The 18,530-nt window shown below is 73.7% G+C and carries 18 protein-coding genes; 13 read left to right on the top strand and 5 right to left on the bottom strand.

The genetic code is table 11. The annotated features are described in order from the left end of the window. Positions 1 to 75 precede the first annotated feature (75 nt). The 5 genes from ACIO9K_RS03445 to ACIO9K_RS03425 all read left to right on the top strand — a co-directional run bounded on the left by ACIO9K_RS03445 (position 76) and on the right by ACIO9K_RS03425 (position 5,875). Complete coding sequence (locus ACIO9K_RS03445) at positions 76 to 1,038, top strand: Ppx/GppA family phosphatase (RefSeq protein WP_400326724.1); 963 nt, start codon at positions 76 to 78, stop codon at positions 1,036 to 1,038. A 584-nt stretch (positions 1,039 to 1,622) separates the two neighbouring features. After that, a complete protein-coding gene (locus ACIO9K_RS03440) occupies positions 1,623 to 2,450 on the top strand; it encodes a sugar phosphate isomerase/epimerase (RefSeq protein ID WP_363587799.1) in 828 nt (275 codons plus the stop codon). 46 nt (positions 2,451 to 2,496) lie between these two features. Next, on the top strand, positions 2,497 to 3,264 hold the full coding sequence (locus ACIO9K_RS03435; RefSeq protein ID WP_363617799.1) for a class I SAM-dependent methyltransferase: 768 nt from the start codon (positions 2,497 to 2,499) through the stop codon (positions 3,262 to 3,264). Between the two features lie 164 nt (positions 3,265 to 3,428). Next, entirely contained in the window at positions 3,429 to 5,273 is a 1,845-nt protein-coding gene (gene ilvD, locus ACIO9K_RS03430) for a dihydroxy-acid dehydratase (RefSeq protein ID WP_363617801.1), read from the top strand. Positions 5,274 to 5,344: 71 nt separating this feature from the next. Next, positions 5,345 to 5,875, top strand: a complete 531-nt coding sequence (locus ACIO9K_RS03425) for a hypothetical protein (protein WP_363587757.1) — start codon at positions 5,345 to 5,347, stop codon at positions 5,873 to 5,875. Positions 5,876 to 5,878: 3 nt separating this feature from the next. Here ACIO9K_RS03425 and ACIO9K_RS03420 read toward each other — a convergent pair whose 3' ends face one another. After that, positions 5,879 to 7,243, bottom strand: a complete 1,365-nt coding sequence (locus tag ACIO9K_RS03420) for a hypothetical protein (RefSeq protein ID WP_363617803.1) — start codon at positions 7,241 to 7,243, stop codon at positions 5,879 to 5,881. A gap of 132 nt (positions 7,244 to 7,375) precedes the next feature. After that, on the bottom strand, positions 7,376 to 7,825 hold the full coding sequence (locus ACIO9K_RS03415) for a hypothetical protein (RefSeq protein ID WP_159398487.1): 450 nt from the start codon (positions 7,823 to 7,825) through the stop codon (positions 7,376 to 7,378). Positions 7,826 to 7,990: 165 nt separating this feature from the next. On the opposite strand from ACIO9K_RS03415, the gene proC reads away from it, so the two are divergent. The 3 genes from proC to ACIO9K_RS03400 all read left to right on the top strand — a co-directional run bounded on the left by proC (position 7,991) and on the right by ACIO9K_RS03400 (position 10,884). Next, a complete protein-coding gene (gene proC, locus ACIO9K_RS03410) occupies positions 7,991 to 8,818 on the top strand; it encodes a pyrroline-5-carboxylate reductase (protein WP_063348845.1) in 828 nt (275 codons plus the stop codon). A 22-nt stretch (positions 8,819 to 8,840) separates the two neighbouring features. Continuing rightward, positions 8,841 to 9,491: an HAD family hydrolase gene (locus tag ACIO9K_RS03405; protein ID WP_400326714.1), complete on the top strand. Its 651-nt coding sequence runs from the start codon at positions 8,841 to 8,843 to the stop codon at positions 9,489 to 9,491. Between the two features lie 196 nt (positions 9,492 to 9,687). Further along, a complete protein-coding gene (locus tag ACIO9K_RS03400; RefSeq protein WP_400326712.1) occupies positions 9,688 to 10,884 on the top strand; it encodes an MFS transporter in 1,197 nt (398 codons plus the stop codon). 24 nt (positions 10,885 to 10,908) lie between these two features. Here ACIO9K_RS03400 and ACIO9K_RS03395 read toward each other — a convergent pair whose 3' ends face one another. Then, positions 10,909 to 11,424 carry a hypothetical protein gene (locus tag ACIO9K_RS03395; RefSeq protein ID WP_363587765.1) on the bottom strand — a complete coding sequence of 172 codons (516 nt, stop codon included), beginning with the start codon at positions 11,422 to 11,424 and terminating at the stop codon, positions 10,909 to 10,911. A gap of 120 nt (positions 11,425 to 11,544) precedes the next feature. On the opposite strand from ACIO9K_RS03395, the gene ACIO9K_RS03390 reads away from it, so the two are divergent. The 5 genes from ACIO9K_RS03390 to ACIO9K_RS03370 all read left to right on the top strand — a co-directional run bounded on the left by ACIO9K_RS03390 (position 11,545) and on the right by ACIO9K_RS03370 (position 15,739). Then, complete coding sequence (locus tag ACIO9K_RS03390; protein WP_400326709.1) at positions 11,545 to 12,741, top strand: acetoin utilization protein AcuC; 1,197 nt, start codon at positions 11,545 to 11,547, stop codon at positions 12,739 to 12,741. A gap of 226 nt (positions 12,742 to 12,967) precedes the next feature. Beyond that, positions 12,968 to 13,177 (top strand): helix-turn-helix domain-containing protein, encoded by a 210-nt coding sequence (locus tag ACIO9K_RS03385; RefSeq protein WP_063351305.1) that lies wholly within the window; start codon positions 12,968 to 12,970, stop codon positions 13,175 to 13,177. A 189-nt stretch (positions 13,178 to 13,366) separates the two neighbouring features. Then, on the top strand, positions 13,367 to 13,465 hold the full coding sequence (locus ACIO9K_RS03380) for a 30S ribosomal protein bS22 (RefSeq protein WP_003948845.1): 99 nt from the start codon (positions 13,367 to 13,369) through the stop codon (positions 13,463 to 13,465). A gap of 146 nt (positions 13,466 to 13,611) precedes the next feature. Then, the gene (locus ACIO9K_RS03375) at positions 13,612 to 14,724 is read left to right on the top strand and encodes an NAD-dependent epimerase/dehydratase family protein (RefSeq protein ID WP_363618043.1); all 1,113 of its coding nucleotides are present in this window, start codon (positions 13,612 to 13,614) and stop codon (positions 14,722 to 14,724) included. 7 nt (positions 14,725 to 14,731) lie between these two features. Then, the gene (locus tag ACIO9K_RS03370) at positions 14,732 to 15,739 is read left to right on the top strand and encodes a lysophospholipid acyltransferase family protein (protein ID WP_363587769.1); all 1,008 of its coding nucleotides are present in this window, start codon (positions 14,732 to 14,734) and stop codon (positions 15,737 to 15,739) included. 116 nt (positions 15,740 to 15,855) lie between these two features. On the opposite strand, the gene ACIO9K_RS03365 is transcribed toward ACIO9K_RS03370, so the two are convergent. Both ACIO9K_RS03365 and ACIO9K_RS03360 read right to left on the bottom strand, forming a co-directional pair. Further along, entirely contained in the window at positions 15,856 to 17,178 is a 1,323-nt protein-coding gene (locus tag ACIO9K_RS03365) for a DUF5667 domain-containing protein (protein WP_363617809.1), read from the bottom strand. A 270-nt stretch (positions 17,179 to 17,448) separates the two neighbouring features. Then, positions 17,449 to 18,270, bottom strand: coding sequence for an ECF subfamily RNA polymerase sigma factor, BldN family (locus ACIO9K_RS03360; protein WP_363587803.1), 822 nt, complete (start codon positions 18,268 to 18,270; stop codon positions 17,449 to 17,451). Between the last annotated feature and the right edge of the window lie 260 nt (positions 18,271 to 18,530).

The following is an 18,530-nucleotide window of genomic DNA, read 5'->3' as shown; positions in this document are numbered from 1 at the left end:
GGGTACGGCCGGGACCGGTGTGAAGACGGTCGAGACCGGTTTCGCCCGGGGCCGGATCGCGTAGCGTGGAGAGTTATGCGACTCGGTGTACTCGACGTAGGTTCCAACACCGTCCACTTCCTCGTGGTGGACGCCCATCCGGGTGCCGCCCCGCTGCCCGCGTACTCGCACAAGGCCGAACTGCGGCTGGCCGAACTGCTCGACGGCGACGGCGCGATAAGCGAGGCAGGCGTCGAGCGGCTGGTCGGCCACATCGCCTCGTCGCTGCGGGTCGCCGAGGACAAGGGGGTCGTCGACATCCTGCCGTTCGCCACCTCCGCCGTCCGGGAGGCCGCCAACGGCGAGGAGGTGCTGCGCCGGGTCGCCACGGAGACCGGGGTGGAGCTGCGGGTGCTGTCCGGGCAGGACGAGGCCCGGCTCACGTTCCTGGCCGTCCGGCGCTGGTTCGGCTGGTCCTCGGGCCGACTGCTCAACCTGGACATCGGCGGCGGCTCGCTGGAGATCGCCTGCGGCCTGGACGAGCAGCCCGACGTCGCCTGCTCGCTGCCGCTGGGCGCCGGTCGGCTCACCGCCCGCTGGCTGCCCGGCGACGTCGCCGACCCGGACGGGCTGCGCGGGCTGAGACGCCACATCCGGGCCGAGATGGCCACCGTCGTGGGCGAGGTCGCCCGGCTCGGCGCGCCGCAGCACGCCGTCGCCACCTCCAAGACCTTCAAGCAGCTGGCCCGGATGACCGGCGCCGCCCCCGCCGACGCCGGCCCGTACACCGACCGCCGGCTCACCCGCAGCGGGTTGTCCGCCTGGCTGCCGCGACTGTCCTCGATGACCGTCGAGGAGCGGGCACGGATCCCCGGCGTCTCCGAGGGCCGCGCCAAGCAGCTGCTGGCCGGGGCGCTGGTCGCGGACGCCGCGATGGACCTGTTCGGCCTCGACGAGCTGGACGTCTGCCCGTGGGCGCTGCGCGAGGGCATCATCCTGCGCCGCCTGGACGCCATGGACGGCTCCGCCGACCGCCGCCGCCCGGCCCTCACCCCGTAGGGCCCCCGCGCCGCAGGGCTCCACACCGTCGGCCCCGTGGCCCGTCCGGCGGCTCCCGCCGGGGCCGGCCGGGGATCCGGTCCCGTTCGGAGCGCGGTCCGCTTACGCTGTCTCCCGTGGCGCAACCAGCGGGCGAGGACCGGACGCGGGAGGGCCGCGCTCCCGGGGACGGGCAGCCGCGGCCGGACGGCCCGCGCCGCAAACTCGGCAAGGGCGCCACCGGGGCGCAGGCCGCGAAGGCCGTCGAGGCGGCCCGGCGCACCGGGCGCAAGAGCGCCGCGCGCAAGGCCGCCGAGCAGCCGTCCGTGCCCGAGGCGAAGCAGCCCGCGGGAGGCGCGTCCGAGGCGAAGACGCCCGCCGGGACGAAGCCTGTCGGGACGAAGTCCGAAACGAGCAAGCCCGCGGGGACGAAGCCCGAAGCGAGGAAGTCCGGAACGCGGAAGGCCGCCGCGACCGCCGCCCCCCGGGAGACCCGCACCGCCCGGGCCGCCGGCGCCGCCAAGGCCGCCGTCCAGTCGGTGCGCTCGGTCAAGGCCGCCCGCCGCGACGCCGCCCGCCCGCCGCTGCTGCGCACCACCGACCGGCTGGTGCTGCCCTCGCACCCGGCCCTGCACATCCCCGACACCAAGGTGGTCCTGTCCACCGCGTCGGTGTACCCGGCGGGCACCGCCGTCGCCTTCGAGCTGGCCGCCAAGCTCGGCTACGACGGGGTCGAGGTGATGGTCTGGAACGACCCGGTCAGCCAGGACATCGAGGCCCTGCGCCGCCTCTCCGACGCCCACCAGCTGCCGATCCTGGCCGTGCACGCGCCGTGCCTGCTGATCACCCAGCGGGTGTGGACCACCGACCCGTGGACCAAGCTGGTCCGGGCCCGGGCGGCGGCCGAGAAGCTCGGTGCGAGCGCCGTCGTGGTCCACCCGCCGTTCCGCTGGCAGCGCCAGTACGCCCGGGACTTCGTGACGGGCATCAACCGGATGGCGGGCGAGACCGACGTCCGCTTCGCGGTGGAGAACATGTACCCGTGGCGCTACCGCGACCGCGAGGTGCTGGCCTACGCCCCGGGCTGGGACGTCACCGACGAGGAGTACCGGCACTTCACCATCGACCTCTCGCACGTCGCCACCTCCCGGATCGACGCGTTCGCCATGGTCGAGCGGATGGGCGACCGGCTCGCCCACATCCACCTCGCCGACGGCAGCGGCTCCGGCAAGGACGAGCACCTGATCCCGGGCCGCGGCAAGCAGCCCTGCGCCGAACTGCTGGAGCACCTGGCCCGTACCGGTTTCGACGGCCACGTGGTGCTGGAGGTCAACACCCGCCGCTCCGCGTCCCCCGCCGAACGCGAGGCCGACCTTGCCGAGGCGCTCGCCTTCACCCGCTTGCACCTGGCCACCCCCTCGCGCGTACGCTGAGGAAGCGCGCCCGGCTGGGTGCGAACTTCCTTGCGTAAGGGGAGAGATGACGGACCAACAGGACTTCCGGGAGATCGCCGAGAGCTTCGGCGGGGTCGCCGCCGAGTACGACCGGGCCCGCCCCGGCTACCCGGACGGGCTGTTCGAGGCGCTGGAGCGGTTGTCCGGTCGCCGCCTCAAGGGGGCCCGGGTGCTGGACGTCGGCGCCGGCACCGGCATCGCCACCCGGCTGCTGGCCGCGCGCGGCGCCGACGTCGTCGCGGTGGAGCCCAACGCGGGCATGGCCGCCCAGTTCCTGGCCTCCTCGGCGGGCCTGCCGCTGGTCAGGGCCGGCGGTGACGAACTGCCGTTCCACGACGACTCCGCGGATCTGATCAGCTACGCCCAGTCCTTCCACTGGACCCGCACCGAACGGGCCATCCCCGAGGCGATCCGGGTGCTGCGGCCCGGCGGCGCCCTCGCCGTCTGGTGGAACGTGCACGACGAGACCGTGCCCTGGGTCCGGGCCCGGGTGGAGCGGCTGAGCGCCGCGCTGCCCAGCTACCACGGCTACGGCCGGATCGCCGAGTTCACCGCCCTGCTGGCCCCGGCCGGGCTGAGGGTCGAACGCGCGGTGCTGCGCTGGGAGCGGCGGATCACCGTCGACCACGTGCTCGACGACCTGGTCTCCCGCTCGTTCATGGCCTCGCTCTCCCCCGCCGAGCGCGAACCGGTGCTGGCCGTCGAGCGGCAGGCGATGATCGCCGAGTTCCCGGACGGCCGGGTGGTCGAGCCCTACGTCCTGGAACTGGCGGTGGGGATCACCCCGGCCTGACCTGCACCTCGGCCCGACCCGCGCCCGGACGGCCCGCCCGCGTGACCGCATCGCGGACGGACCGTCCGCCGCCTGGACGGCGGGCGTAGGCTCGGTAGCCACAGCGGCCCCCGCATCCTCCTACCGGCGGGGCGCCGGCGAGAGCCCCGAAGGAGTGGAGCACAGTGCCCGAGCTGAGGTCCCGTACGGTCACCCACGGTCGCAACATGGCAGGCGCCCGGGCGCTTCTCCGGGCCGCCGGCGTAGCCCGCGAGGACTTCGGCAAGCCGATCATCGCGGTCGCCAACTCCTTCACCGAGTTCGTCCCGGGCCACACCCACCTCCAGCCGGTCGGCCGGATCGTCTCCGAGGCGATCAAGCAGGCGGGCGGCATCCCGCGCGAGTTCAACACCATCGCCGTGGACGACGGCATCGCGATGGGCCACGGCGGCATGCTCTACTCGCTGCCCTCGCGCGACCTGATCGCCGACTCGGTCGAGTACATGGTCAACGCGCACTGCGCCGACGCGCTGATCTGCATCTCCAACTGCGACAAGATCACCCCGGGCATGCTGATGGCCGCGCTGCGCCTGAACATCCCGACCGTCTTCGTCTCCGGCGGCCCGATGGAGGCCGGCAAGGCCACCCTCGTCGACGGCACCGTGCGCAGGCTCGACCTGATCGACGCGATCTCCCAGGCGGCCAACGAGAACGTCTCCGACGAGGACATCGCGATCATCGAGGAGAACGCCTGCCCCACCTGCGGCTCGTGCTCCGGCATGTTCACCGCCAACTCGATGAACTGCCTCACCGAGGCCATCGGCCTCTCGCTGCCCGGCAACGGCTCCGTCCTCGCCACCCACACCGCCCGCAAGGCCCTGTACGAGCGGGCCGGGCGGACGGTCGTCGAGATCGCCGACCGCCACTACGGCCAGGACGACGCCTCGGTGCTGCCCCGCGCGATCGCCACCCGCGCCGCCTTCGAGAACGCCATGGCCCTGGACATCGCCATGGGCGGCTCGACCAACACCATCCTGCACCTGCTCGCCGCCGCCCAGGAGGCCGAGCTGGACTTCGACCTGCGGGCCATCGACGCCGTCTCCCGCCGGGTCCCCTGCCTGTCCAAGGTCGCGCCCAACGGCTCGTACTACATGGAGGACGTGCACCGGGCCGGCGGCATCCCCGCCATCCTCGGCGAGCTGTACCGGGGCGGAATGCTCAACGAGGACGTCCACACCGTCCACTCCGACTCGCTCGCCGAGTGGCTCAAGACCTGGGACGTGCGCGGCGGTTCGCCCTCCGCCGAGGCCGTCGAACTGTGGCACGCCGCCCCCGGCTGCGTCCGCTCCGCCGAGGCCTTCTCCCAGTCGGAGCGCTGGGAGTCGCTGGACACGGACGCCGCCGGGGGCTGCATCCGCAGCGTCGAGCACGCCTACTCGGTCGAGGGCGGCCTCGCCGTCCTGCACGGCAACCTCGCCGAGGACGGCTGCATCGTGAAGACCGCCGGCGTCGACGAGTCGATCTGGACCTTCAGCGGCCCGGCCGTGGTCGTCGAGTCCCAGGACGACGCCGTCGAGGCGATCCTCGCCAAGCGGGTCAAGGAGGGCGACGTCGTCGTCATCCGCTACGAGGGCCCCAAGGGCGGCCCGGGCATGCAGGAGATGCTCTACCCGACGTCCTTCCTCAAGGGCCGCGGCCTCGGCAAGGCCTGCGCGCTGGTCACCGACGGCCGCTTCTCCGGCGGCACCTCCGGCCTGTCCATCGGCCACGCCTCCCCGGAGGCCGCCTCCGGCGGCACCATCGCCCTGGTCGAGGACGGCGACACCATCGCCATCGACATCCCGGGCCGGAGCATCTCCCTGGAGGTGCCCGACGAGGTCCTGGCCGAGCGCCGCCGCGCCCTGGAGGCCGCGGGCGGCTACCGCCCGAAGAACCGCGACCGCCAGGTCAGCCAGGCCCTGCGCGCGTACGCCGCGATGGCCACCTCCGCCGACAAGGGCGCCGTCCGCGACGTCACCAAGCTCGGCTGAGTCCCGCAGCACCGCAGGAGCCGTTCCGCAGGCCGGGGCGGCTCCTCGCGCGTTGGGTGATAATCGACCCCGTGAGCGAGCAGCCCCCCACCCCCGCACCCAAGCCCGCAGGCGCCCCCGAGCCGGAGCCGATCCGCTGGTTCGGCACCAGCTGGGTGAACCGGGACAACGGCTACTGGCTGCGCCGCGTCGCCGTGTCGGCCGGCGCGCTGGTCACGACCGCCGCCGCCGTCCTGCTGCTGCGCTTCGGCGTCGAGGGCGTCGCCCTCTCCGACGGCGGCGGCTTCCTGAACGGGCTGCTGACGGCCGCGATCGCGGTCTGCTCGATGATGTGCGTCATGCGCACCTGGAAGGTCCTCACCGAGGGCAAGGACCAGTTGAGCGGCTGGATGGCCGAGGACAAGTCGCTCGGCGCGGTCTGGCTCATCGGCGGCGCCGGCAGCCTGGCCGCCTACTTCGCCCGCAGCCTGGTCGAGGCCCCCGGCGAGGCGGTCAGGCGCTCCTCGTACGAGCGGGCCGTCGCCCAGTACGAGAAGCGCCAGGCGGGCCGCAGCGGCCGGCCCGGCGCCAAGGCGCCGGGCCGGGGCAAGCGCCGGGGCTGAGCCTCAGAGGCGGCTGGCCGCGCCGCACTCGTCGGCGGTCGACAGGTCCTTGCGGCGGTCGTACGGGTCCGTCGTGGGGCCGGTCGGACGGCTGCCCGGGGCGTCCGGCGACTGCGCCGCGAACTGGTCGAACTGCGGGTGGTAGTAGCCGTCGTAGACGTCGCAGGACGAGTTGGCGGACTCCGAACCGCCGCCCTCGCCGAACACGAGCTTCTTCGGGTTGGTCCGGTAGCGGGCCGGGTCGTAGAAGCGGAAGTTCTCGACCCGGCGCACGATCGTGCGCGTGGTCCAGGTGTCCCCGGTCACGTCGGCCGCCGGCACCAGCAGGCCCACCGGCCTGGCCGTGCCGTCCTTCGGCGCGGCCGGCTTCGTCGGCGGCTGTCCGCCCGTCGGCGGCTGGGGTGACGCGGCGCGCTTGGCGGCGTCCGGGCCGGGGCGCATCGCGTACACGTAGCTGAAGTCGGCGTGGACGAGGAGGCCCTTGTCCCCGTCGCCCTCGAAGGTGATCCGGCCCTGCACCTTGACCGTGTCGCCCACCTGGACGGCCTCGCGCTGGTCGAAGCGGCTGAACCAGGTGGTCGGGTCGGTGTCCTTGGAGGGGTTCGCCAGCGCGTCGATCGCGCGGTCCCGGTCCTCCCGGTCCAGCAGCGCCAGGGCGGCTTCCGGCCGGCCGCCCGCGATCACCTGCGGGTCCAGGTTGGCGGCGGTCAGGTAGTCCTTGACCAACTGCAGCTGGGCGCCCACCTGTTCGGCGGAGAACACGCCGGTGGCCCGGGCGTCGGGCAGGACGAAGGCCTCGGCGCCGTTCGGCCAGCCCTCGGCGATGGAACCGGCCCACGGGTGGTCCACGGTCGGCTGCTGCTCGTCGACCTTCGGCGGTGCGGCGGTCGGCTTGGCCGTCTCCGGGGCGACGGTGGGCACGGGGGTGCGGGCCGTCGAGGAGTCGCCGCCGTAGTGGTCGGAGTACCAGCTGCGCAGCCCGTCGAGGTTCAGGGCCGCGAGCAGCACCGCGATGGTCAGCACGACGTACAGCGGCGCGCGCCAGTCCAGCCGGCGGCGGCGCGGGCGCGGGTTGCCCCACGGGTCGGTCACCGGGGGCTTCGGCGTGCGACCGAACCGGCGGCCTGCCTTGGCCGGGCCGTCGTTGACCGAGCGGCGGCCGCCCGGGTCGACCGGCGGGGTGTGCTTCCACCGGGCGGCCAGCATCCGGGTGCGCCCGGACTGCTCGGTGACGGCGGCCCCCTTGACGAACTCCTCGTCCAGGACGAGGTCTGCGAACGGGTCCTTCCCGCCCGCTCCGGACGGGTCGGACCCGCCCGGCTCACGGCCCTCGGCGGGGCGCGGTTGTGGATCTTCGGCTATCGGCATCGCGCCAGTATGCCGACGGGGTGTGACGATTCGTCGGTCGGGGGCACACCTTGTGGTGAACTCGTGTGCGGGCGCGGTGATCCGTCCCGGTCTGTTCCGTTCCGGCCGTGTCCGGTGCGCTCTGCGGGGGCGTCAGTCCTTGGTGCGGGCCTGCTTCACCGATCCCACGATCCCGGCGACGGCCAGCAGGATGCCGGCCGGCAGCAGCGCCAGGAAGAACGCGCCGAACAGGCCCGCGTCCCCGAGCAGCAGTTGCGCCAGCATGTCCAGCACCAGCAGCCCGCCGGCCGCCGGGAGGGCCGACTGCCACGGGTGGTCGTTCGCCCAGCGGCGCAGCCGCCGTTCGGAGGTGTCGCGGCGCAGCTGCCCGCCGACGGTGCCGACCAGGAAGAAGAAGAACAGGGCCCAGCCGGCCGGCCCGGCCAGCATGCCCAGGGACCAGTGCCCGGAGATCGCGTCGATCCCCAGGGCGGTCGCACCCACCACCGCACCGACCCCCGCGGCCGTCCGCCACGGTCCCACGGTCGCCGAGGCGACGGCGAGTTGCCGGTTCTCACGTCGGGACATTTCGTCGTGTGCCATGACTCCACGGTGCTCCCGTGCGGCGCCGGAGGCCATAGGGGAAACCCCCGAGATTCTCCCTAGGGACGAGGCGGGGCAACCCGTCGCCGACCACGGGCTGGACGGTCCCTGCGGGTGCCCCCGTGCGGTGCGAGGATGGCCGCAGTACCGAGGTAAGGAGCGGCCATGGGCGCCAGCGCAGCACACGGACAGAAGATCGCCTTCCTGGGCACGGGCAAGATCGGCGAGGCCCTGCTCTCCGGCCTGCTGCGGGCCGGCAAGGACCCGGCGGACGTCCTGGTGACCGCCCGCCGCCCCGAGCGCGCCGCCGAACTCGCCGCCCGCTACGGCGTGGTGGCCGCTTCCAACGCCGAGGCCGCCAAACTCGCCGACACCCTGATCCTCGCCGTCAAGCCGCAGGACATGGGCACCCTGCTGGAGGAGCTGGCCCCGCACGTCGGCGCGGACCGGCTGGTGATCTCGGCCGCGGCCGGCATCCCCACCGCCTGGTTCGAGGAGCGGCTGGCGGCCGGCACCCCGGTGGTCCGGGTGATGCCCAACACGCCGGTCCTGGTGGACGAGGGGATGAGCGTCATCTCCGGCGGCTCGCACGCCACCGAGGAGCACCTGGAGCGGGCCGAGGAGATCTTCAGCTCGGTCGGCAAGGCGCTGCGGCTGCCCGAGGCCCAGCAGGACGCGGCCACCGCGCTCTCCGGCTCCGGCCCGGCCTACTTCTACTTCCTGGTCGAGGCGATGACGGACGCGGGCATCCTGCTCGGCCTGCCCCGGCAGGTGGCGCACGACCTGATCGTGCAGTCCGCGATCGGCGCCTCGGTGATGCTGCGCGACTCCGGCGAGCATCCGGTGAAACTGCGCGAGGCCGTCACCTCCCCGGCCGGCACCACCATCGCGGCCATCCGCGAGCTGGAGAACCACGGGGTGCGGGCCGCGCTGCTGGGCGCCCTGGAGGCGGCGCGGGACCGCTCCCGGGAGCTCGCCTCCGGGGGGAAGTAGCCGGCTGGGTAGGCTCGACGGCATGGCCTACGACCTGGTGATCTTCGACAACGACGGTGTCCTGGTGGACAGCGAGCCGCTCTCCAACCGGGTGCTGGCCGCGTACCTGACCGAACTCGGCTACCCGACCACGGTCGAGGACTCCTACCGGGACTTCATGGGCTGCGCGGCCCACCGCATCCACGACGTGATCGCCGAGCGGTACGACGGCGCGACGCTGCCGGAGGGCTTCGACGAGCTGTTCCACGGCCGGGTCTTCGACGCGTTCGGCACCGAGCTGACGGCCGTCCGGGGTGCGGAGCAGCTGCTGAAGGAACTGCGGCAGCGCTCCGTCCCCTACTGCCTGGCCTCCTCGGCGCACCACGTGTGGATCCGCACCGCGCTGGACGTCACCGGCCTGCGCGGGTACGTCGCCGAGGAGCGGATCTTCAGCGCCCAGGACGTCGGCGTGGGCAAGCCCGCGCCGGACCTCTTCCTGCACTCCGCCCGCACCCTCGGCGTCGACCCGGCCCGCTGCCTGGTCGTCGAGGACAGCCCCAACGGCGTGCTGGCGGCCCGGGCCGCGGGCATGGACGTGTACGGCTACACCGCGCTCACCGACCCGGCGAAGCTGACCTCCGCCGGGGCCACCGGGCTGATCGCCGACCTCTCCGAGGTCACCGCCCTGCTCTGACCCGCCCTGCTCTGACCCGCCCTGCTCTGACCCGCCCTGCTCCGACCCGCCCTGCTCCGACCCGCCCTGCTCCGACCGGTTCCGCCCGGCCCTTCCGTCCGGCTGCGGAAAGTCCCTGCGCGACCCCTCCCGCAATCGCGGTCCACCGCCTACGCTCTCGCCAACATCGTCGTACCGGCCAGTAGCGAGGTTCGCCATGAGTGCCGCGTCACCCGCGATCCCGCCCGGCCTGCGCGCCGGGCGGGCCGCGCTCGCCGTCAGCTTCCTGCTCCAGGGCACCACCTTCGCGCTGCTGGTCACCTGCATTCCGGAGATCCAGCACCGGTACGGGCTGAGCGACGCGCTGCTGCCGCTGTTCCTGGCCGCGGTGCCGATCCTCGCCGGGGTCGGCTCGATCACCTCCGAACAACTGGTGAAGCGCGCCGGCGCGCGGGCCGTGCTGCGGGTCGTCCAGCCGCTGGTCTGCCTCAGCCTCGCGGGCGCCGGCCTCGGCGACACGCTCTGGCAACTCGCCGTCGCGCTCGGGGCGTTCGGCCTGCTGGTGGGCGCGCTCGACGCGAGCATGAACATGCTGGGGGTGGGCCTGCAACACCGCTACGGCCGCTCGATCATGATCGGCTTCCACGCCGCGTTCAGCCTCGGCGGCATCCTCGGGGCGGCCCTCGCCGGCCTCGGCTCGCACTACGGCCTCGGCCTGCCGGTGCTGTTCGGCACGGTCGCGGCGGTGATCGCCCCGCTGGCCCTGCTGACCGGCACCCGATTCGCCGGACCGGCCGAACTCGGGGACGCCGTCCGGGAGGCCGCCGAGGCCGCCGCGCGGTCCATCCCCTGGCGGCCGCTGCTGCCGCTGTGCCTGGCGATGGCCTTCGCGTACATCGCGGACGCCTCGGTCTCCAACTACAGCGTCAAGTACCTCACCGACGGCCTGGGCAGCGCCGCGGACGTCGCCAAGCTGTCCTACCTCGGCTACATGGTCGCGATGCTGCTGGGCCGCGCGCTGGGCGACCGCGCGGTGCAGCGCTGGGGCGCCGTCCCGGTGGTCCGGGCCGGTGCCGGGCTGGCCGCGCTCGGCTTCGCGCTGGCCGCCGCCGCGCCCGCCGCCTGGGTGGGGATCGCCGGGTTCACCGTGCTCGGCTTCGGCATCTGCGCCATCATCCCGCAGGTGTTCGCGGCCGGGGGCCGGCTGTTCCCGGCCGACTCGGACGCCGCGGTGGCCCGGCTGAACCTCTTCAACTACGTGGGCTTCCTGATCGGTTCGCCGCTGGTCGGGACGATCGCCGACGCGAGTTCGTACCGCTGGGCGCTGCTCGCCCCGATGCTGCTGGTGCTCGCCGTCCTGCCGCTGGCCGAGCGCTTCGCCCCGGCCCCGGCGCTCGCCCCCGCCACGGTGTGACGGGGGCGGGGGCGGGAAGGGAGGTCAGCCGATCACGGTGGCCAGCTCGGGCAGGCCGTTGGCCCACAGCTGGTCCTTGATGCCACCGCCCGACTGGTAGTACTCGTAGTAGACGTACGGTGCCCAGTTCAGGGTGTACGGCCCGGTCCAGGTCGGGGCCGAGGTGATCTGGACGGTGACCGCGACGGTGCGGGTCTCGCCCGGGGCGATCGGCGCCCGGAAGTGGAAGTTCGCGTTGTTCCCGTTGACGGCGCAGTCGGTGGAGTCACCGGAACACCCGGTGACCGTGAACGCGCCGGCCTCCTGGTTGGCCGGCCAGATCGGCTGGATGAACTCGTAGGCGAAGTAGATGTCGGTGGTCTCGGTGTTGGTGAGCGAGAGCGTCAGGGTCAGCTGGTCGCCCGCCGCCGCCGTCTTCTTGTCGACGGCGAACGAGCTGCCGCTGACCGCGGCGGAGGCCGGCTGGGCGGCAAAGAGCAGGCCAAGTCCCAGTAATGCAGCGAGAATTACCCCAAGGCGTTGCGCGCTGAATGGCTTCATGGCGGAGAGGATATGAAGTCGTGAAGGTTTTGTCTGTAGGGCCTCCGCGGGGGCCCTGAGCCCCGCCCCCGGCGCGCCCTGGACAAGGCCCGGCCACCCCCACCCGCTACGGTGGAGGCCATGCCCGACGCCGAGCGTGACACCCCCTGCGGCCTGCACCTCTTCTGGGACGAGGCCGTCACCGCCTACGACTTCGGCCCCGGCCACCCGATGGACCCGACCCGGCTGGCGCTCACCATGCGCCTGGTCGAGGCCCTCGGGCTGGACGCCGGGCCCGGGGTGACGGTGCGGGCCGCACCGCCCGCCGGCGAGTCCACCCTGCGGCTGGTGCACACCCGGGAGTACGTCGAGGCGGTCAAATACGCCGCCGCCCACCCCGACGAGTCGGATCCCCGGCACGGGCTCGGCACCGACGACAACTGGGCCTTTCCCGCCGTGCATTCGGCCTCCGCGCTGATCGCCGGTCAGTCCGTGGCCGCCGCCGAGGCGGTCTGGCGCGGGGAGACCCCGCACGCCGTGAACTTCGCCGGCGGGCTGCACCACGCGATGCCCGCCAAGGCCTCCGGCTTCTGCGTCTACAACGACCCGGCGCTGGCCGTCGCCCGGCTGCTCGAACTCGGCGCCGAGCGGGTCGCCTACGTCGACGTGGACGTCCACCACGGCGACGGCGTCCAGCAGGCCTTCTGGAACGACCCCCGGGTGCTCACGATCTCGCTCCACGAGCACCCCGCCACGCTCTTCCCGCAGACCGGCTGGCCCACCGAGACCGGCGGCCCGGACGCCCCCGGCTCCGCCGCCAACCTGCCGCTGCCGGCCGGCACCGGCGACGCCGGCTGGCTGCGCGCCTTCCACGCCGTGGTGCCCGAACTGCTCACCGCCTTCCGCCCGCAGGTCCTGGTCACCCAGCACGGTGCCGACACCCACCTGGAGGACCCGCTCGCCCACCTCGCCGTCACGCTGGACGCCCAGCGGATGATCGCCGAGGAACTGCACGACCTCGCCCACCGGCTCACCGGCGGCCGCTGGATCGCCACCGGCGGGGGCGGCTACGCCGTCGTGGACGTCGTCCCGCGCACCTGGACCCACCTGGTCGCCACCGCCGCCGGACGGCCCGTCGACCCGGCCACCGAGACCCCCGAGTCCTGGCGCGCCGAGGTCTACCGCCGCACCCGCCGGCCCGCCCCGCTGCGGATGACCGACGGCGCCCGACCGGTCTGGCGCGACTTCGACGCGGGTTACGATCCGGCCGACCGACTCGATCAGGCCATCCTTGCCAGCCGCCGCGCGGTGTTCCCCCACCTCGGCCTCCTGGCCTGAGGTCGGCCTCCCGGCCCAGGTGCGGGTGGGCCGTGCGTACGCCCACTCCCGCGTTCCGCCGAGTGACTACGTACTGCAACAGTCCTATCTCTCACCGTACGAGGACCGCACCTCCCCTCTTCCCACTGGTACCACCCATAACTACTCTGGGGATACACGTGTGCCGGTGGAGTCACCGGAGGGGAAGCCGGTGCCTTGCACACGGGTGAAGGGTCGGGTGATGGTCATGAGTTCCGGCGAACGCCCCTTGCAGGAAGTCGTCTTCCTGACCGTGGCGGAGGTTGCCTCGGTCATGCGGGTGTCGAAGATGACGGTGTACCGGTTGGTGCACAGCGGAGAGCTGCCGGCCATCAGGGTCGGGCGGTCCTTCCGGGTGCCCCAGCAGGCGGTGCACGAGTACCTCAAGGAGTCCTACGTGAGGCTTGAGAGCGCGTAGTTCCGGGTGGGCGGGGGTGGGGCCGCAGCTGCGGATCCCACCCCCGTTCGCCGGGGATTCCCCGCGAGTTTCCCGGTCACCGGGAGCACGATTACGGCCCTGGGCCCGTGGACGGTAGGCTAGGCCGTCCGTCAGTCGTATGGACTCCGTCTCTCACGGGCGAGAGTCTCAGTGAGCGAGGGTTGTTCCGTGGGCTCTGTCATCAAGAAGCGTCGCAAGCGTATGGCCAAGAAGAAGCACCGCAAGCTTCTGAAGAGGACCCGCGTTCAGCGTCGCAACAAGAAGTAAGCGCCCCCGGCCGCGCTCAGCGCGCCCGGCGCTTCCACCGCCCGCCCAGGCCTCGGCCTGGGCGGGCGGTGTCGTTTCACGGCCCGGCAGGGCGGCACGGTACGGTGCACGCAGGCCGCTCGGGTCGAGGGAATGGGGTGCACACCGTGGGCGTGGTCGTGCTCGTCACCGGCGTGGCACGCCATCTCGGTGCCCGCTTCGCCGCCGAGGTCCGCCGTCGTCCGGGTGTGGACCTGGTGGTCGGCGTGGACGTGCAGCCGCCCCGGCTGCCGGTCGAGGAGCCGGACGGACCGGCCGCCGAGTACCGCTTCCACCAGCTCGACCTGCGCCGCCCGGCGGTCTCCCGGGTGATCGCCGAGCACCGGGTCGACACCGTGGTCCACCTCAGCGTCAGCGCCACCGGCCTGGGCTCCACCAACCGCTCCGCGGTGAAGGAGTCCAACGTCATCGGCACCATGCAGCTGCTCGGCGCCTGCCAGAAGGCGCCCGGGGTGCGCCGGTTGGTGGTCAAGTCGACCACCGGCGTCTACGGCTCCGCGCCCCGCGACCCGGCGGTGTTCACCGAGCGCATCCAGCCGAAGAACCCGCCCGGCGGCGGCTTCGCCAAGGACGCGGCGGAGGTCGAGGGCTACGTCCGCGGCTTCGCCCGGCGCCGCCCGGACGTCGCGGTGACGGTCCTGCGCTTCGCCAACATCGTCGGCCCCGGCGCGGACACCCCGCTCAGCGAGTACTTCGCGCTGCCCGTGCTGCCGACCGTCCTCGGCTACGACCCCCGGCTCCAGTTCGTGCACGAGGACGACGCCGTCGCGGTGCTCTGCCGGGCCGCCGCCGAGGCCGAGCCGGGCACCGTCAACACCGGGACCTTCAACGTGGCCGGGGAGGGCGTCCTGCTGCTCTCCCAGTGCGCCCGCCGGCTCGGCCGGCCGACCGTGCCGCTGCTGCTGCCCGCCGTCAGCTGGATGGCCGGGCTGGCCCGGCAGACCCGGCTGCTGGACGTCTCGCCGGAGCAGCTGCGGCTGCTCACCCACGGCCGGGTGGTGGACACCGCGCGACTGCGCGAGACGCTCGGCTACCGCCCGGCGTTCACCACCCCGGAGGCCTTCGCCGACTTCGCCGCCGCGCAGGGGCCCGGCCTGCTGCCGCCCGAGCGGCTGGCCGCCGTCACCGACCGGCTGGCCGCCCTGCTCGGCCCGGTGCGGGCCCCGGCCGCCGGCGTCCCCACCGTCCGTACCGACCGCCCCCGCCGACCCAGGAGCTGAACCCGCGATGAGTGCCGCAGCCGAGAACGCGCCGGGCGAGGCCAGGGTCATCCCGATCGAGTCCGCCCCCAGCTGGACCTCGCCCGACGACCCCGGGCCCGCCGACCGGCTCGCCGACGCCGTCGGCGGGGCGTTGTCCGGGCAGCTCGGTTCGGCGGCCACCCGGCTGTTCGGCAAGGGCTGGGAGGGCCGGGCCGCGGACGGGCTGGCCTTCCTGCGCCGCCGGATCACCGGCGACTACGAGGTGGACGAGTTCGGCTTCGACCGGGAGCTCACCGAGGAGGTGCTGCTCGCCCTGCTGCGCCCGCTGGCCGAGAAGTACTTCCGGATCGAGGTCCAGGGCGTCGAGAACATCCCGGCCGAGGGCGGCGCGCTGATCGTCGCCAACCACTCCGGGACGATCCCGCTGGACGCCCTGATGACCCAGGTCGCCATCCACGACCACCACCCGCACCACCGGCACCTGCGGATGCTCGCCGCCGACCTGGTGTTCGTGCTGCCGGGCGTCAACGAGCTGGCCCGCAAGGCCGGCCACACGCTGGCCTGCAACGAGGACGCCCAGGCGCTGCTGGAGCGCGGTGAGGTGGTCGGGGTCTGGCCGGAGGGCTTCAAGGGCATCGGCAAGCCGTTCGCCGAGCGGTACAAGCTCCAGCGCTTCGGGCGCGGCGGCTTCGTCTCCTCGGCGCTGCGGGCGAAGGTGCCGATCGTGCCGTGCTCGATCGTCGGCGCCGAGGAGACCTACCCGATGATCGGCAACGTGAAGACGCTGGCCCGGCTGCTGGGCCTGCCGTACGTGCCGATCACGCCGACCTTCCCGTGGCTGGGGCCGCTGGGCGTGCTGCCGCTGCCGACCAAGTGGACCATCCGGTTCGGGGAGCCGATCGCCACCGACGGGTACCCGGCGGAGGCGGCGGACGATCCGATGCTGGTCTTCGACCTGGCGGACGAGGTGCGCGAGACGATCCAGCACACGCTCTACAAGCTGCTGGTGCAGCGGCGGTCGGTGTTCTTCTAGGGTTCCCGCGTAGGGTTCCCGCGCCCCCTGGGGGCCTTCCGTGGCCTCCGAGACACGGCCGAGGGCCCCGGCGATCCCTGGAACTCCAGGGATCGCCGGGGCCCCGCGTCGTCCGGTCAGCCGCCGAGGAGCCGCAGCCCGGGCAGCAGGCCCGGGATCAGCGGGGGCACCTCGACGCCCTGCGGCTGGCTGGTGGCCGGGGCGCTGGGCGTGCCGGAGGGCGGCTGCGGTGCCTGCGGCGGGGCCGGGGCGGCGCTCGGCGAGGTCCTGCCGCCGGTGAGCCCGCTGGTGAGGTCCCCGACGAGCCCGTTGACGGCGTCCGGCGCGCTGCTGGGCAGGGTGCTGGGCAGGCCGCCGCCCTTGGCGCCGGTGCCGCCGGGTGTGCTGGCACCGGTGCTGGCGGGGGCCCGCTCGGTGCCGCCGGGGCGGTTGTTGCCGCCGCTGGTCGCGCCGGTGGCCCCGCCCTGGGCCGGGCCGTCGCCGGGCGCGGGGCCGGAGCCGTTCGCCGGGGCGTCGGCGGGGGCGCCGCCGGTGGCCGGTCCGGCCGTGTCGCCGCCCGCTCCGGTGCCGGCCGGGCCACCGCTCTTGGCGGCGGGCTGGGCCAGGCGCAGGGGCGCGACGTCCTCGCTTATGTCGTCGAAGAGCTGGTCGACCAGGTGGGCCTGCTGGGTGAGCTGGACGGGCAGCTGGCCCGCCAGTTCGGTCCAGCGGCCGTCCTCGCCCTGGGCGAAGCCGGCCAGGGCGCGCATCGGGCCGAGCGAGCCGTTGCTGCGGTAGACCGAGCGGAGCAGCTCGCGGCCCTTGATGGCGTCGGCGTGCATGTCGTCCAGCGCGCGGCGGACCCGTTCGACGGTGCCCGGGCTGAGCCCGGTGGCCGGGCCGGGGTGGCCGACCAGGGTCTTGGCCTCGCCGAGCCTGGTGGCGGCGTTGTCGAGCAGCAGTTCGCCGCGTTCGGAGTCGGTGTCCGCCAGGTCGAGCCTGAGCCCTTCGAGGCCGCGCTTCATGCCGTACAGCGTGTCCCCGGGGAGGGCGTTGGAGCTGGCGGCGGCGGCGCCGGCGAGGCTGCCGACGGCCAGTCCGGCGACCAGCCCGCCGATCGCGAACCGGCGGCTCCAGCGGCCGCGCGGCGCCGTCCGGATGGCCCGGTGCCGGCGTTGGCGGGGCACCGTGGCGCCCGGTCCGCCGGCGAAGGCCTGCTCGAACGCGGCCATCAGCTGGGCGCGTTGGACGGTCCGTACCTCCGGGTCCAGCGCCGGTCCGGGCATCGCGCCCAGTGCGTCGGTCAGGCCGACCAGTTGGGCCATCGCGACCGGACCGGCGCCGGTGGCAGCGGTGTTCGCCGATTCGGCGTCCGCTGCGCCGCGCTGCTCCGCCCGGTGGGCCTCCAGCGCCTCGGCGAAGGCCTTCGCCCGTCGGTGCTCCAGCACGTTTGCCGTCACGGGCCACACCTCCCTTCGTCGTTGTCGACACCCCGGCCTGCCGGACGGTTGCCTCGGCGGGCCAAAGCCACTCCATCGGGTGACAGGTCGCAATTCGGCTTGACCGTACGCCTGGTGGGGACTTGCACGCTGGCCAACGAGTGGTGCGGGCGGTGGGTTACGCACGGCTGATCATCGGATCGACCGTTCACCCGGACGTGTCGGTCGGGTGCGGACGGTGACGGCCCGTCGGGCCGCCCGCCGGCTATGCCGCCCCCGGTCACCGCGGCCTCACCGGGCGTCCGGCGGCAGCAGTCGGGCCAGGGTGCGGACGGCGCGGTACTGGAGGGTCTTGATGGCACCCTCGTTCTTGCCCATGATCCGCGCGGTCTCGGCCACCGAGAGCCCCTGGAGGAAGCGGAGCGTCACGCACTCCTGCTGCTGCGGGTTGAGCCGGTGCACCGCGTCCAGCAGGGCGGCGTTGGAGAGCGACTCCAGCACCGACTCCTCCGGGCTGCGCTCGCACTCGTTGGAGTCGAGCATCTCGCCGGTGGTCACCTCCAGCCGGAAGCGGCTGGACTTGAAGTGGTCGGCGACCAGGTTGCGGGCGATGGTCACCAGCCAGGCGCCGAAGTCCCGGCCCTGCCAGGTGAAGGTGCCGATCCGGCGCAGCGCGCGCAGGAACGTCTCGCTGGTGAGGTCCTCGGCGGTGGCCCGGCTGCCGACCCGGTAGTAGATGTAGCGGTAGACGGTGTCCGAGTAGTGGTCGTAGAGCCGGCCGAAGGCCTCGCTCTCGCCGGCCTGGGCCCGCTCGACCAGCTCCATGATCGGGTTGTGCTCGGTCTCGTAGCCGGGGCTCGGCGCGGTCCGGGCGCGGCCGCGGCCGACGCCGGTGCTGCCGGTGCGGCCGCGCGAGCCGGTGCCGGTGGAGCCGGCGGCGGTGGTGCGCAGCGCCAGGCCGGAGCCGTGCGGGTGGCCGAACGGAGCCCCGGCGGGGACGAGTTGGGGCGAGGCGGCGAGCTGGCTGCGGAGCAGGTTGCGCAGCAGGTCCAGGCCGGTGGAGATCTGCCGGTCGGCGACGGGGCGGCCGCGGAGGCCGGTGCGGGGGCGCAGGGGCGCGGACGACGGGCGGGAGGGTGCAGGCGCGTCGTTCCGGACGGGTGGGTACACGGGACTCCCAGAGGCAGAACTGTGGACGGATCACCTCCGCCTGCGCGGAGAGCACTCCCGCGCCGCCCGTTCGAGCGGGGCGCGTGGGTGACGTGCATCCAGGAGAGAATAACGCTTTGTGCAATGACAGCTACACCGTGTGGTCGAAGTGGTCGTTTGGGATCCATTTATCGCGCATATTCGGCTGACACTGACCGGACCTG

Source organism: Kitasatospora sp. NPDC087271, from assembly GCF_044744605.1.
GTDB lineage: Bacteria > Actinomycetota > Actinomycetes > Streptomycetales > Streptomycetaceae > Kitasatospora.
This window is presented reverse-complemented; position numbering and strand designations above follow the sequence as displayed.